The organism is Cellulomonas sp. CW35, assembly GCF_052378485.1.
GTDB lineage: Bacteria > Actinomycetota > Actinomycetes > Actinomycetales > Cellulomonadaceae > Cellulomonas > Cellulomonas uda.
The window spans coordinates 1,855,436-1,869,274 of record NZ_CP199000.1 but is presented as its reverse complement, the minus strand read 5'-3'; the positions used below and the strand labels follow the sequence as shown (position 1 = coordinate 1,869,274).

The 13,839-nt window shown below is 73.3% G+C and carries 10 protein-coding genes; 9 read left to right on the top strand and 1 reads right to left on the bottom strand.

What is annotated here, in order from left to right; genetic code table 11:
- Positions 1-417 (top strand): transcription antitermination factor NusB, encoded by a 417-nt coding sequence (gene nusB / locus ACT17Q_RS08620; protein ID WP_094179977.1) that lies wholly within the window; start codon positions 1-3, stop codon positions 415-417.
- A gap of 94 nt (positions 418-511) precedes the next feature.
- Here nusB and ACT17Q_RS08615 read toward each other — a convergent pair whose 3' ends face one another.
- Positions 512-2,776 (bottom strand): EAL domain-containing protein, encoded by a 2,265-nt coding sequence (locus ACT17Q_RS08615; protein WP_141321889.1) that lies wholly within the window; start codon positions 2,774-2,776, stop codon positions 512-514.
- A 180-nt stretch (positions 2,777-2,956) separates the two neighbouring features.
- Here ACT17Q_RS08615 and ACT17Q_RS08610 point away from each other — a divergent pair, with 180 nt between their 5' ends.
- The 8 genes from ACT17Q_RS08610 (at position 2,957) to carB (ending at position 13,832) form a co-directional block, all read left to right on the top strand.
- Positions 2,957-4,714, top strand: a complete 1,758-nt coding sequence (locus ACT17Q_RS08610; RefSeq protein ID WP_444661880.1) for a S8 family serine peptidase — start codon at positions 2,957-2,959, stop codon at positions 4,712-4,714.
- Positions 4,715-4,844: 130 nt separating this feature from the next.
- Positions 4,845-5,642, top strand: a complete 798-nt coding sequence (locus tag ACT17Q_RS08605; protein ID WP_444661878.1) for a putative protein N(5)-glutamine methyltransferase — start codon at positions 4,845-4,847, stop codon at positions 5,640-5,642.
- Positions 5,643-5,752: 110 nt separating this feature from the next.
- The gene (pyrR, locus tag ACT17Q_RS08600; RefSeq protein ID WP_268534096.1) at positions 5,753-6,418 is read left to right on the top strand and encodes a bifunctional pyr operon transcriptional regulator/uracil phosphoribosyltransferase PyrR; all 666 of its coding nucleotides are present in this window, start codon (positions 5,753-5,755) and stop codon (positions 6,416-6,418) included.
- Positions 6,415-7,428 (top strand): aspartate carbamoyltransferase catalytic subunit, encoded by a 1,014-nt coding sequence (locus tag ACT17Q_RS08595; protein WP_444661876.1) that lies wholly within the window; start codon positions 6,415-6,417, stop codon positions 7,426-7,428. The genes pyrR and ACT17Q_RS08595 overlap by 4 nt, the downstream gene beginning before the upstream one ends.
- Entirely contained in the window at positions 7,425-8,741 is a 1,317-nt protein-coding gene (locus tag ACT17Q_RS08590; RefSeq protein ID WP_094179982.1) for a dihydroorotase, read from the top strand. The genes ACT17Q_RS08595 and ACT17Q_RS08590 overlap by 4 nt, the downstream gene beginning before the upstream one ends.
- Positions 8,738-9,286: a PH-like domain-containing protein gene (locus ACT17Q_RS08585; protein WP_444661874.1), complete on the top strand. Its 549-nt coding sequence runs from the start codon at positions 8,738-8,740 to the stop codon at positions 9,284-9,286. The genes ACT17Q_RS08590 and ACT17Q_RS08585 overlap by 4 nt, the downstream gene beginning before the upstream one ends.
- Positions 9,283-10,506, top strand: a complete 1,224-nt coding sequence (carA, locus tag ACT17Q_RS08580; RefSeq protein WP_141319524.1) for a glutamine-hydrolyzing carbamoyl-phosphate synthase small subunit — start codon at positions 9,283-9,285, stop codon at positions 10,504-10,506. The genes ACT17Q_RS08585 and carA overlap by 4 nt, the downstream gene beginning before the upstream one ends.
- Positions 10,506-13,832, top strand: coding sequence for a carbamoyl-phosphate synthase large subunit (gene carB, locus ACT17Q_RS08575; protein ID WP_444661871.1), 3,327 nt, complete (start codon positions 10,506-10,508; stop codon positions 13,830-13,832). Before carA ends, carB begins: the two co-directional genes overlap by 1 nt.
- Positions 13,833-13,839 lie beyond the last annotated feature (7 nt).

Genomic DNA, 13,839 nt, shown 5'->3' with positions numbered 1-13,839 from the left:
GTGGGAGCCCGGTCCAAGGCCCGCAAGCGGGCCGTCGACGTCCTCTTCGAGGCCGACCAGCGCGGCGTCGAGCCGGTGACGCTGCTCGCGCAGCGCATCGCCGAGCCCGGCACGGAGGCGGCGCTGCCGCAGTACGCGGTCGAGATCGTCGAGGGCGTCGTCGCACGTCTCGCACGCATCGACGAGGTGCTCGCGTCGCACTCGCACGGCTGGACGATCGAGCGGATGCCTGCGGTCGACCGCGCCGTCCTGCGCGTCGGCACGTGGGAGGTCCTGTTCAACGACGACGTGCCGGACGCGGTCGCCGTCGACGAGGCCGTGGACCTGGTCCGCGCGCTGTCGACCGACGAGTCCCCGACGTTCGTCAACGGCCTGCTGGGCAGGATCGTCGAGCTCAAGCCGATGCTCCTGGCCTGAGCGGCCGAGACGTCACGAGGCGCGCCGTCCCCATGGGGGCGGCGCGCCTCGTCGTCGTGACACGCGTCGTCGCGGCCCCGCCCGGCCGAGGCCGTCAGGCGCGGTGGTGCAGCAGGTCGAAACGGTCGTCGGTGCGCGGCGACGGGACGACGCGCAGGGGACGCGTGTCCTCCCACTGCGAACCGGGGCGCGGGCCCCGCACGGGGACCGTCGGCGCGGCGCGGCCCAGGAAGTTGCCCTGCACCCGCCGGACCCCGAGCTGCACGAGCGCGTCCAGGTCGGCCGCGCGCTCCACGCCCTCGGCGACGACGTCGAGGCCGTGCGCGGCCGCCAGCTCGATGATCGCGCGCACCACGGACGCCCCGCGCTCGGTGTCGACCTCACGCACGAACGAGCGGTCGATCTTGAGGACGTCGACGGGCAGGCGTGCGAGCCGCGCGAGCGAGGAGTAGCCGGTCCCGAAGTCGTCGACGGCGATGCGCGTGCCCCGCGCGCGCAGCTCGGACAGCACGGGGATCGCGGCGCCGGTCTGGACGAGCGCGCTCTCGGTGATCTCGAGCGTGAGGTGCTCCCAGTACGTCGAGCCCCACGCGGTCTCGATCTGCTCGAGCGCGTCCGGCTCCGACAGGTGCCGCGCCGCGAGGTTGACCGAGACGGGCATCTGGAACCTGTCGAGCGCACGCCGCGCCTGGCTGAGCATCGACAGCCCGATCGGCACGATGAGCCCGGTCTCCTCGGCGAGCTCCAGCCAGTCGACGGGCAGGAGCAGCCGGCCGTGGTGGTCCCACCGGGCCAGCGCCTCGACCTGCAGGACCTCGAGCGTGCGCGCGTCGACGATCGGCTGGTAGTGCGCCGTGAACAGCCCGTCGGTGACCGCGGCCTCGAGCGCGGAGCGCTGCACCCGCTCGGCCTCGACGGCGCGGCGCAGCGCACGGTCGAACACGCGGAAGCCGGAGCGCGAGCGCTTGGCCTCGAGCATCGCGGTGTCGGCGTGCCGGACGAGCGCCTCGACGTCGACGACGTCACCGGGCTGCCAGGTCGCGATGCCGACGGAGAGCCGCGACGGCCGGTTGCCGGGGGAGCGGTCGACGAAGCCCTCGCGCAGCGAGCGGGCGATCGCGACGAGCTCGGGGTCGAGCGGCGCACGCGAGATGACCACGACGAACTCGTCGCCGCCGAGGCGACCGACGAACGTCTCCTCGCCCGGGATCGCCCCGCGCAGGTAGGTCGCGACGCGGCACAGCATGTCGTCGCCGCCGGCGTGCCCGTGCACGTCGTTGTAGCGCTTGAAGCCGTCCAGGTCGCAGTACACGAGCGAGACGCGGGTCCGCTCGACGTTGGCGCGCTCGAGCACCTCGTGCAGATGCTGCTGGACCGCGCGGCGGTTCGGCAGGCCCGTGAGCGCGTCGGCGAACGCGGTGCGGTTCAGCTGGCGGGTCAGCGCATAGCGCTCGGCGGCGGCCGAGACGATCTGCGCGACGTCGACGAGGAACGCGCGCTCGTGGCCGTCGCGGACCTGCGCGCTGTAGAGCTCGCACACGAACCGGCCGTGCGCGATGGGGCGCAGCGTGCCCTCGACCGCGGGGTCGTCGAGCACCTTGCGTGCCTCGTCGCGCGCCTGCAGCAGGAGCGTGTCGGCGTCGCGCGCGAACCACGCGGCGTTGGACACGCGCGCGACCGCGTCCCGCATCCGGTGCTGCCGGCTCGCCTCGTCCTGCGACTGGCGTACCCGCACGAGTGCGAGGGCGGCGAGGCCGAACGCGATCGGGACGGCCCACAGCGCGGCGAGCAGCGAGCTGATGTCGCGGTCGGGCATGAACCCGCTCGCGACGAGCATGCTCACCGACTCCAGGCCGGCGGCCACGAGCAGCGCGCCCCACACGGTCACCGAGTGGCGTCCGAGCGTGACGACGACGTACGACAGGACGACGAGGGTCGCGACGACGAGCGTCGAGCCCACCGCGAGGTCGCTGCGCGGTCCGGCGTCGCGGACCTCGGGGACGAGCCACGCGATCGCGTGCGCGGCGAGCGGCACGGCCGCGCCGGCGACCCACCACGCCGTGCGCGGACCCTGGGCGAACGCGCGGGTGGTCGGGAGCGCGAGCAGGAGGAAGCCGGCGACGAGCAGGAGGTGCACGAACGTCAGGACGGTCTGCACGGTGCCGGGGGCGAGGTAGCCGGCGACGGCGCCGACCAGCAGCATCAGCCCGATGTCCGCGGACCACGCGAGGCCCCAGACGGCACCCACGGGGCGGCGGTCGGTGCGCCACCAGAGCCATTGCAGCACCAGGAGGCCCGCCACCAGACCAGCCGCCAGCAGCTGGACCGCGCAGACCCACGTGGGAACCGACCCGAGCACGATGGTTGCTTCGGCGTGCGCACCGCCCGACATGACCCGGCATTCGGGTGACACCGCCCCCATCGGGCGAAATGTGCGTCTGGCGCGGACAACGCCTGTGCGTCGGGCAGCTCAGGCAATACGCTGCCTGGGGCCCGGTGGACAAAAGCCCCGGGTGCGACGACGACTGGAGATGAGTTGATGACGACCTGGACCCGCGCCAGACGAGCGATCGCGGCGGTCGCGTGCAGCGGCCTCGCGGCGACCCTCGTGGGTGCTGCCGTCGCGCCGGCCGCGAACGCGGCGAGCGACGACGGCACGCTGCCGAAGAAGGACTCGGCCGCGGTCGAGAAGCAGGAGACGCTCGTCGCGGGCGTCGTGTACAGCTTCAAGGACGGTCTGGCCGCCTCGGCGAGCGGGACCGCCACGGTCGCCGCCCGCGCGGCCGCCAACGCCTCCGTGCAGTCCGCGCTCAAGGCGAGCGGCGCGAAGGTCTCCACCGGGGCCGCAGCGGTCGACGCCGGCGCGACGTGGGCCGTCGACTTCGAGGAGCCCGTGACGCCCGCTCAGGCCCAGGCCGCGATCACCGCGCTCAAGGCCGTCCCCGGGATCACGGACGTCGAGCCCAACTACATCTCGACGGCGCACGCCGCCGGGCCGGTCGTCCCGACGGACCCGTACGTCAAGCAGTACCAGTGGAACATCTGGGACTACTCGTCGCGCGGCACGCTCGACGGCGTCGCCTGGCCGACGGGTGGCTACTCGACCCACGCCACGGCGCTGTGGCCCGCGACCAAGGGCAAGAACGTGGTCGTCGCGGTGCTCGACACGGGCCGCACGGCGCACCCGCAGATCGACGGCGTGACCGTCGCGGGCTACGACATGATCTCCGACAAGGCCCGGGCACGGGACGGCAACGCCCGTGACTCGAACCCGCAGGACCAGGGTGACTGGGACAGCGAGCACCAGAGCTCGTGGCACGGCACGCACGTCGCGGGCATCATCGCCGCGAAGTGGGACGGTGCGAGGGGCGTCGGTGTCGCGCCGGGCGTCCGCATCCAGCACGTGCGCGTGCTCGGCGCGGGTGGCGGCACGTCGGCGGACATCGCCGCGGGCATCACGTGGGCGTCGGGTGGCGTCGTCTCCGGGACGTCGAGGAACAAGACGCCCGCGAAGGTCATCAACCTCTCGCTCGGCGGCAAGCACGCGTGCGGCTCCATGACGCAGCGGGCGATCGACAACGCGCGCAAGCGCGGCGCGGTCGTCGTCGTCTCCGCGGGCAACTCGGCGGAGAGCGCGTCGCTGCACGGCCCCGCGAACTGCAATAACGTCGTCACGGTCGCGGCGCTCGACGAGTACGGCCAGCGCGCCAGCTACTCGAACTACGGCAACACGGTCGAGGTCTCGGCCCCCGGCGGCGAGTACGCCGACGGCTACCGGCCGATCCTGTCGACGTGGAACACCGGCACGACCAAGCCCGGCACCCAGACCTGGGGTCTGATGATGGGCACCAGCCAGGCGGCGCCGCACGTCTCCGCGGCCGCGGCGATGCTGTACTCGCTCGGCCTGCGTGGCAGCGCCGTCGAGTCCGGGCTGAAGAAGGCGACGTCGCCGTTCCCGAAGTACCCCAGCTTCCCGACCTACAACTGCACCACCACCCGGTGCGGCGCGGGCTACCTGAACCTGCAGAAGGTGCTGGCCCCGGCCGGCGCCGTCACTGTCACGGGTACCGCGAAGGTCGGCCAGACGGTGACCGCGAAGTACTCGTTCACCGGCAAGGTGAACGGCTACAAGTTCCAGTGGTACCGCAACGGCAAGGCGATCTCGGGTGCCACGGGCAAGACGCGCACGCTGAACTCCCTCGACAAGGGCGCGATCATCAAGGTCCGCGTCACGCCGGTGGGCACGGCGAGCTTCGTGTCGATCCCGAAGTACTCGGCGGGGACGCGCGTCGGCTGACGGCTCTCCACGGTCGAGAAGGGCGGGTGCGTCGTCGACGCACCCGCCCTTCTCGCGTCCGCGGGCGTGCCCGCGGGCGCCGCCGGCGCCGTGTCCGCGGGCGCCGCCGGCGCCGTGGGAGGGTGACCGGGTGACGAGCGAGGTCGAGGTCGTGGCACGGCTGCGCGCCGCAGGGTGCGTGTTCGCCGAGGAGGAGGCCGCGCTGCTGCTCGCGCACGCGGCCGACAGCGGTCTGGACGTCCCGGCCCTCGACGCGCTCGTCGCGCGGCGCTGCGCGGGGGAGCCCCTCGAGCTCGTCGTCGGGTGGGCGTCGTTCGCGGGGCTGCGCGTCACGGTCGCGCCGGGCGTGTTCGTCCCGCGGCGCCGCACCGAGCTGCTGGTGGCCGTCGTCGACGGCCTGCTCCAGGCCCGGGCTGCGCAGGTCCCGCCAGTCGTCGTGGACCTCTGCTGCGGGACCGGCGCGCTCGCCGCGGCGGTCGCCGCGCGCTGGCCGCACGCGCAGGTGCACGCGGCGGACGTCGACCCCGCCGCGGTCGCGTGCGCGCGGCGCAACGTCCCGCTCGTGCACGAGGGCGACCTGTTCGACGCGCTGCCCGGCGCACTGCGCGGTCGGGTCGACGTGCTCGTCGCGAACGCCCCCTACGTCCCGTCGCACGCGATCGCGACGATGCCGACCGAGGCGCGCGACCACGAGGCGCTCGTCGCGCTCGACGGGGGAGCGGACGGCCTGGACCTGCAGCGGCGGATCGCCGCCGACGTGGCCGGCTGGCTCGCGCCGGGCGGGTACGTCGTCGTCGAGACGAGCCCGCGTCAGGCCTCGACGAGCGCGCGGCTGCTGCGGGCGGCGGGGCTCGCGGTCCGCACGGCACGCGACGACGAGCGCGACGGCACCGCGGTGGTCGGTCGCCGCACGCCGGGCTCTGCGTGAGCCACGTCGCACGGACACGCACCCGGGTCGACGGGGCCCAGGCGGTAGGCTGGCGAGGACCGCTGACCTTCCTTTAACTCCCGTCCCGTGAGGCGGGGAAGGAGTCGCTCATGAACGCTGCCCTGCCCACACCGTCCGACGGCGGCCCCGCACCGGGTCCCGCGCCGGAACACCCCGACACCCCCGCGGAGCAGCGGGAGAGCGCGACGGCGACCGTCGTGCTCGGGGAGGCCGAGATCGCCCGGGCGCTGACCCGGATCGCGCACGAGATCCTCGAGCGCAACAAGGGCGGCCAGGACGTGGTCCTGCTCGGCATCCCGACCCGCGGTGTCCCCCTCGCGCACCGGCTCGCGGCGCGCATCGCGGACGTCGAGCCGGGGCTGGACGCCGACCGGCTCGTCGGGAGCCTCGACGTCACGATGTACCGCGACGACCTGCACCAGCAGCCCACGCGGTCCATCGGCACGACCCAGGTGCCGGGTGACCTCGAGGACAAGGTGGTCGTCCTCGTCGACGACGTGCTGTTCTCGGGCCGCACGATCCGCGCGGCGCTCGACGCGATCTCCGACCTGGGACGCCCGCGCGCGGTCCAGCTCGCGGCGCTCGTCGACCGCGGCCACCGCGAGCTGCCCATCCGTGCGGACTTCGTCGGCAAGAACCTGCCGACCTCGCAGTCCGAGCGCGTGCGTGTGCTGCTCAGCGAGCGCGACGGACGCGACGCGGTGCTGATCGAGGGGTCGGCCGACGAGCCGGCGACGCCGGGGGGTGCCGCGTGAAGCACCTGCTCTCGGCGGGCGACCTGACCCGCGACGAGGCCGTCCTGATCCTCGACACGGCCGGCCAGATGGCCGCGACCCAGGCGCGCGAGATCAAGAAGCTCCCGACGCTGCGCGGCCGCACGGTCGTCAACCTGTTCTTCGAGGACTCGACGCGCACCCGCATCAGCTTCGAGACGGCCGCCAAGCGCCTGTCGGCGGACGTCATCAACTTCTCGGCCAAGGGCTCGAGCGTGTCCAAGGGCGAGTCGCTCAAGGACACGGCGCTGACGCTGCAGGCCATGGGCGCGGACGCGGTCGTGATCCGGCACCAGGCGAGCGGTGCGCCGCAGACGCTCGCGGCGTCGGGCTGGACGCACGGCGCGGTCGTCAACGCGGGTGACGGCACGCACCAGCACCCGACGCAGGCACTGCTCGACGCGTACACGCTGCGCCGCCACCTCGTCGGCGCCGGCGGCACGCGGGACACGACGGGCCGCGACCTCGACGGTCTGCACGTGGCGATCGTCGGCGACGTCCTGCACAGCCGCGTCGCCCGCTCGAACGTCCAGCTGCTGCACACGCTGGGTGCGCAGGTCACGCTCGTCGCGCCGCCGACGCTGGTCCCCGTGGGGGTCGAGGCGTGGCCGTGCGACGTGAGCTACCGGCTCGACGACGTGATCGTGGACGGCAAGCCCGACGCGGTCATGATGCTGCGCGTCCAGCGCGAGCGGATGTCGAGCGCCGGCGGCGGCTTCTTCCCGAGCCCGCTGGAGTACACGCGCGGCTACGGGCTCGACGCGCGTCGCCTCGAGGCGCTGCCCGAGCACGCGATCGTGCTGCACCCCGGACCGATGAACCGCGGTCTGGAGATCTCCGCGGACGCGGCGGACAGCCCGCGCGCCGTGATCGTCGAGCAGGTCGCGAACGGCGTCGCGGTCCGCATGGCGGTGCTGTACCTGCTGCTGGCGGGCGGGCCGACGACGCCCGCCGCGACGCCGCAGCCCACCTCGAACAGGAGTGCCGAGTGACCACGTACCTGCTGCGCGACGTCTCACCGCTGGGCGCCGAGCGCACCGACCTCCTCCTCGCCGACGGCGTGGTCGCGCAGATCGGCACCGGGCTCGACGCACCGCACGACGCGGTCGTCGTCGACGCGAGCGCCCTGGTCGCGCTGCCCGGCCTGGTCGACCTGCACACCCACCTGCGCGAGCCGGGCCGCGAGGACGCCGAGACCATCGCGACGGGCACGCGCGCCGCGGCGGTCGGCGGGTTCACGGCGGTGCACGCGATGGCGAACACGACGCCGACGCAGGACACCGCGGGCGTCGTCGAGCAGGTGTGGCACCTCGGACGCCGCGCGGGCTGGGTCGACGTCTTCCCGGTCGGTGCCGTGACCGTCGGGCTCGAGGGCGAGCGGCTCGCCGAGCTCGGTGCGATGGCCGACTCCGCCGCGCGCGTGCGCGTGTTCTCCGACGACGGCAAGTGCGTGCACGACCCGGTCGTCATGCGGCGCGCGCTCGAGTACGTCAAGGCGTTCGACGGCGTCGTCGCGCAGCACGCGCAGGAGCCGCGGCTGACCGCCGGCTCGCAGATGCACGAGGGCGTCGTGTCCGCCGAGCTCGGTCTCGCGGGCTGGCCCGCGGTCGCCGAGGAGGCCGTCATCGCGCGTGACGTGCTGCTCGCCGAGCACGTCGGCTCGCGCCTGCACGTGTGCCACCTGTCGACGGCCGGGTCCGTCGAGATCGTGCGGTGGGCCAAGTCGCGCGGCATCGACGTGACGGCCGAGGTCACGCCGCACCACCTGATGCTGACCGACGAGCTCGCGCGCGGGTACGACCCGATCTACAAGGTCAACCCGCCGCTGCGCACGCAGGCCGACGTCGAGGCGGTGCGCGAGGGCCTCGCGGACGGCACCATCGACATCGTGGCGACCGACCACGCGCCGCACCCCCGCGAGGACAAGGACTGCGAGTGGGCCGCGGCCGCGTTCGGCATGACCGGTCTGGAGACCGCGCTGTCCGTGGTCCAGGAGGCGATGGTCGACACCGGCCGGATGACGTGGGCTGACGTGGCGCGCGTCCTGTCGACGGCGCCCGCGCGCATCGGCCGCGTCGACGACCGGCACGGGCGTCCGATCGCGGTGGGGGAGCCCGCCAACCTCACGCTCGTCGACCCGGCCGCGCGCCGCGTCGTCCGGCCCGAGGCGCAGGCCACGAAGTCGGTGAACTCGCCGTTCCGCGGCCGCGAGCTGCCCGGCGCGGTCGTCGCGACGTTCCTGCGCGGGCGCGCGACGGTGCTGGACGGCGTGCCGTGCGACGACGACGTGGCGGTGGCGCGGTGACCGCCCGGCAGGCCGTCACGGTCGGCGCGATGCTCGTCCTGCTCGTGCTGGCCCTGTGGGGCGCACGCGTGGGGTGGGAGCGCCGCCGACGACGCACGCTGGCCGCGGTACCGACGATCCCCGCGGTGCCGGACGAGCTCGGTGCGCTGCTCGCGGGCCCGTTCGACGCGGTCTACGTCTCGACGACCCTCGCGGGCGACTGGCTCGAGCGGGTCGTCGCGAACGACCTGGGCGTGCGCAGCCCGGCGCAGGTGAGCGTCCACGACACGGGTGTGCTGGTGCGTCGCACCGGTGCGCACGACGTCTTCGTCCCACGCGCCGCGCTGCGCGGCGTCGCCCGGGCACCCGGCATCGCCGGGAAGGTCGTCGGCCGCGACGGTCTCGTCGTCGTGAGCTGGCTCCCGCCGGGCGCCGCGGACGACCGCGGATTGGACACCGGCCTGCTGCCCCGGCACGCGGCCGACCGCGAGGCCCTGGTGGCCGCGGTCGCCGCCCTCGAACCTCAGACCCCCGCCGCCCCGGGCGGCAACCAGGAGATGCCATGACGGACACCACCACGGACACCACCACCGCCGCGACGACGACCTCGGCCACCCGCCGGGAGCCCGCCCGCCTCGTGCTCGAGGACGGTCGCAGCTTCGCGGGCCAGGCGTACGGCGCGCGCGGCACCACGCTCGGCGAGATCGTCTTCAACACCGGGATGACCGGGTACCAGGAGACGCTCACCGACCCCAGCTACCACCGCCAGATCGTCGTGATGACCGCGCCCCACATCGGCAACACGGGCGTCAACGACGAGGACCCCGAGTCGGGGCGCATCTGGGTCGCCGGGTACGTCGTGCGAGACCCCGCACGCGTGCCGTCGAGCTGGCGCTCCCGCCGGACGCTGGACGACGAGCTCGCGGCGCAGGGCGTCGTCGGGATCTCCGGCCTCGACACGCGCGCCCTCACGCGGCACCTGCGCGAGCGGGGCGTCATGCGGGCCGGGATCTTCTCGGGCGAGGCGCTGGGGGACAAGACGGACTCCGAGCTGCTCGAGGAGGTCCTGACGGCGCCCGCGATGGTGGGCGCCGACCTCGCGGGCGAGGTCACGACGAGCGAGCCGTACGTCGTGGAGGCGCTCGACGAGGACGGCGCACCGCTCGCGCAGCCACGCGCGGTCGTCGCCGCGGTCGACCTCGGCATCAAGTCGATGACCCCGCAGCGCATGGCCGAGCGCGGCATCCGCGTGCACGTGCTGCCGTCGACGTCGACGATCGAGGACGTCCTCGCGACCGGCCCGGACGGCGTGTTCTTCTCGAACGGCCCCGGTGACCCCGGCGCCGCGACGCACGAGATCGAGCTGCTGCGCGAGGTCCTCGACCGGCGGATCCCGTTCTTCGGCATCTGCTACGGCAACCAGCTGCTCGGGCGTGCGCTCGGGTTCGGGACGTACAAGCTCGGCTACGGGCACCGCGGCGTGAACCAGCCGGTCGTCGACCGGGCGACGGGGAAGGTCGAGATCACCGCGCACAACCACGGCTTCGCGGTCGACGCGCCGCTCGACGGCGAGACCGTCGCGCCGCACGACGGCGGTCGCTACGGGCGCGTCGTCGTGTCGCACGTCGACCTCAACGACGACGTCGTCGAAGGGCTGCAGGCGCTCGACCTGCCGGCGTTCTCGGTGCAGTACCACCCCGAGGCCGCGGCCGGCCCGCACGACGCCGCCTACCTGTTCGACCGCTTCCTCGACCTCATGCACTCGACCACGAAGGGCGCCGCCTGATGCCTGGCCGCACCGACATCTCCAGCGTCCTGGTCATCGGGTCCGGCCCGATCGTGATCGGCCAGGCGTGCGAGTTCGACTACTCGGGCACGCAGGCCTGCCGCGTGCTCAAGGAGGAGGGCCTGCGCGTCGTCCTCGTGAACTCCAACCCGGCCACGATCATGACGGACCCCGAGTTCGCGGACGCGACGTACGTCGAGCCCATCACGACCGAGGTGCTGACCTCGATCATCGCCAAGGAGCGTCCCGACGCGATCCTGCCGACGCTGGGCGGCCAGACCGCGCTCAACGCCGCGATCGCGCTGGACGAGGCCGGGGTCCTGGAGAAGTACGACGTCGAGCTCATCGGCGCCAACATCCCCGCGATCCAGAAGGGCGAGGACCGCGAGCAGTTCAAGCAGGTCGTCGAGGTGTGCGGCGGGGAGTCCGCGCGCTCCGCGATCGTGCACACCATGGACGACGCGCTCGCCGCGGTCGTCGACCTCGGCTACCCGGTGGTCGTGCGCCCGTCGTTCACGATGGGCGGACTGGGCTCGGGCATCGCGTACGACGAGGCGGACCTGCGCCGCATCGTCGGGCAGGGCCTGCACTACTCGCCGACCACCGAGGTGCTCCTCGAGGAGTCGATCCTCGGCTGGAAGGAGTACGAGCTCGAGCTCATGCGCGACAAGCACGACAACGTCGTGGTCGTCTGCTCGATCGAGAACGTCGACCCGGTCGGGGTGCACACCGGCGACTCCGTCACGGTCGCTCCCGCGCTGACGCTGACCGACCGCGAGTACCAGCGGCTGCGCGACATCGGCATCGCGGTCATCCGCGAGGTCGGCGTGGACACCGGCGGCTGCAACATCCAGTTCGCGGTCGAGCCGACGACGGGGCGCGTCGTCGTCATCGAGATGAACCCGCGCGTGTCGCGCTCGTCGGCCCTCGCGTCGAAGGCGACCGGCTTCCCGATCGCGAAGATCGCCGCGAAGCTCGCGGTGGGCTACACGCTCGACGAGATCCCCAACGACATCACGGGCTCGACGCCCGCGTCGTTCGAGCCGACGCTCGACTACGTCGTCGTGAAGGTCCCGCGGTTCGCGTTCGAGAAGTTCCCGGCGGCCGACCCGACGCTGACGACCACCATGAAGTCGGTGGGCGAGGCCATGGCCCTCGGGCGCAACTTCACCGAGGCGCTCGGCAAGGCCATGCGGTCGATCGACAAGAAGGGCTCGGTGTTCCACTGGGCCGGCGAGGTGGCGTCGGGTGCGGAGCTCGACGCGCTCGTGGAGAGCATCGCCCGCCCGACCGAGGGGCGTCTGATCGACGTCCAGCAGGTGCTGCGCGCGGGCGTGAGCGTCGAGACGGTCTACGAGCGCACGGGCATCGACCCGTGGTTCCTCGACCAGGTCGTGCTCGTCAACGAGGTCGCGGAGGAGACCCGCACGGCTGCTGCGCTCACGCGCGACGTGCTGGAGCACGCCAAGCGCCACGGTCTGTCGGACGCGCAGATCGCGCAGCTGCGCGGCACCACCGAGGACGCGGTGCGCGGCGCGCGGCACGCGGTGGGCCTGCGCCCGGTCTACAAGACCGTCGACACGTGCGCCGCGGAGTTCGCGGCGCTCACGCCGTACCACTACTCGACGTACGACGAGGAGACCGAGGTGGCGCCGCGCGAGCGTCCCGCGATCCTCATCCTCGGGTCGGGGCCCAACCGCATCGGGCAGGGCATCGAGTTCGACTACTCGTGCGTGCACGCCGCGCTGACGCTCAAGGGCGAGTACGAGACCGTCATGGTCAACTGCAACCCCGAGACCGTCTCGACGGACTACGACACGTCCGACCGGCTCTACTTCGAGCCGCTCACGTTCGAGGACGTGCTCGAGGTCTACACCGCCGAGCTCGCGGCCGGACCGGTCGCCGGCGTCATCGTGACGCTCGGTGGCCAGACGCCGTTGTCGCTCGCGCAGCGCCTGCAGGACGCGGGTCTGCCGATCCTCGGCACCGCACCCGATGCGATCGACGCCGCCGAGGACCGCGGCGAGTTCGGCAAGGTGCTCGAGGCCGCGGGCCTGCCCGCGCCGGCGTTCGGCACGGCCACGACGCTCGCCGGTGCGCGCGACACCGCGCGCCGCATCGGCTTCCCGGTGCTCGTGCGCCCGTCGTACGTCCTCGGCGGCCGCGGCATGGAGATCGTCTACGACGAGACGCAGCTCACCGAGTACGTCGAGCGCGCGCTCGAGAACGCCGCCGACGGCGGTCGCACGGGCACGCTCTCGCCGCTGCTGATCGACCGGTTCCTCGACGACGCGATCGAGATCGACGTCGACGCGCTGTTCGACGGCGAGGAGCTGTTCCTCGGCGGCGTGATGGAGCACATCGAGGAGGCGGGCATCCACTCGGGCGACTCGGCCTGCGTGCTGCCGCCCGTGACGCTCTCGCTCGCCGAGCTCGAGCGCATCCGGCTCTCGACGGAGGCGATCGCGCGCGGGGTCGGGGTGCGCGGCCTGCTGAACATCCAGTTCGCGCTCGTCAGCGACGTCCTGTACGTGCTGGAGGCGAACCCGCGTGCGTCGCGCACCGTGCCGTTCGTCTCGAAGGCCACGGGCGTCTCGCTCGCCAAGGCCGCGGCGCACGTCATGACCGGCAAGACGATCGCGCAGCTCAAGGCGCAGGGGCTGCTCCCGGCCGCGGACGCCTCGGTGCTCGACCTCGAGGCGCCCATCGCGGTCAAGGAGGCCGTGCTGCCGTTCAAGCGGTTCCGCACGGGCGACGGCCACGTGGTGGACACGGTGCTCGGGCCCGAGATGCGCTCGACGGGCGAGGTCATGGGTTTCGACACCGACTTCCCGACGGCGTTCGCGAAGTCCCAGGACGCGGCGTTCGGCGGTCTGCCCGACGCGGGCAAGGCGTTCATCTCGGTCGCCGACCGGGACAAGCGCTCGATCGTGTTCCCGGTCAAGCGCCTCACGGAGCTCGGCTTCGAGATCCTCGCGACCGAGGGCACCGCGACCGTGCTGCGGCGCAACGGGATCCGCTCGACCGTGGTGCGCAAGAACTCGGCCGGTCGTGGCCCGCAGGGCGAGCCGACGATCGTCGACCTGATCGTCGCGGGTGACGTCGACATGGTCGTCAACACGCCGTCCGGCCAGGGCGCGCGAGCGGACGGGTACGAGATCCGGGCGGCCACGGTCGCGGCGGACAAGGCACTCGTCACGACGGTCCAGCAGCTCGGCGCGGCGGTGCAGGCGATCGAGGCGGCCCAGGCGGGGCCGTACGCGGTCACGAGCCTGCAGGAGCACGAGAGCGCGACGGCGGCCCGCCGCGAGGCGGTCACCGCGTGAGCGCGGC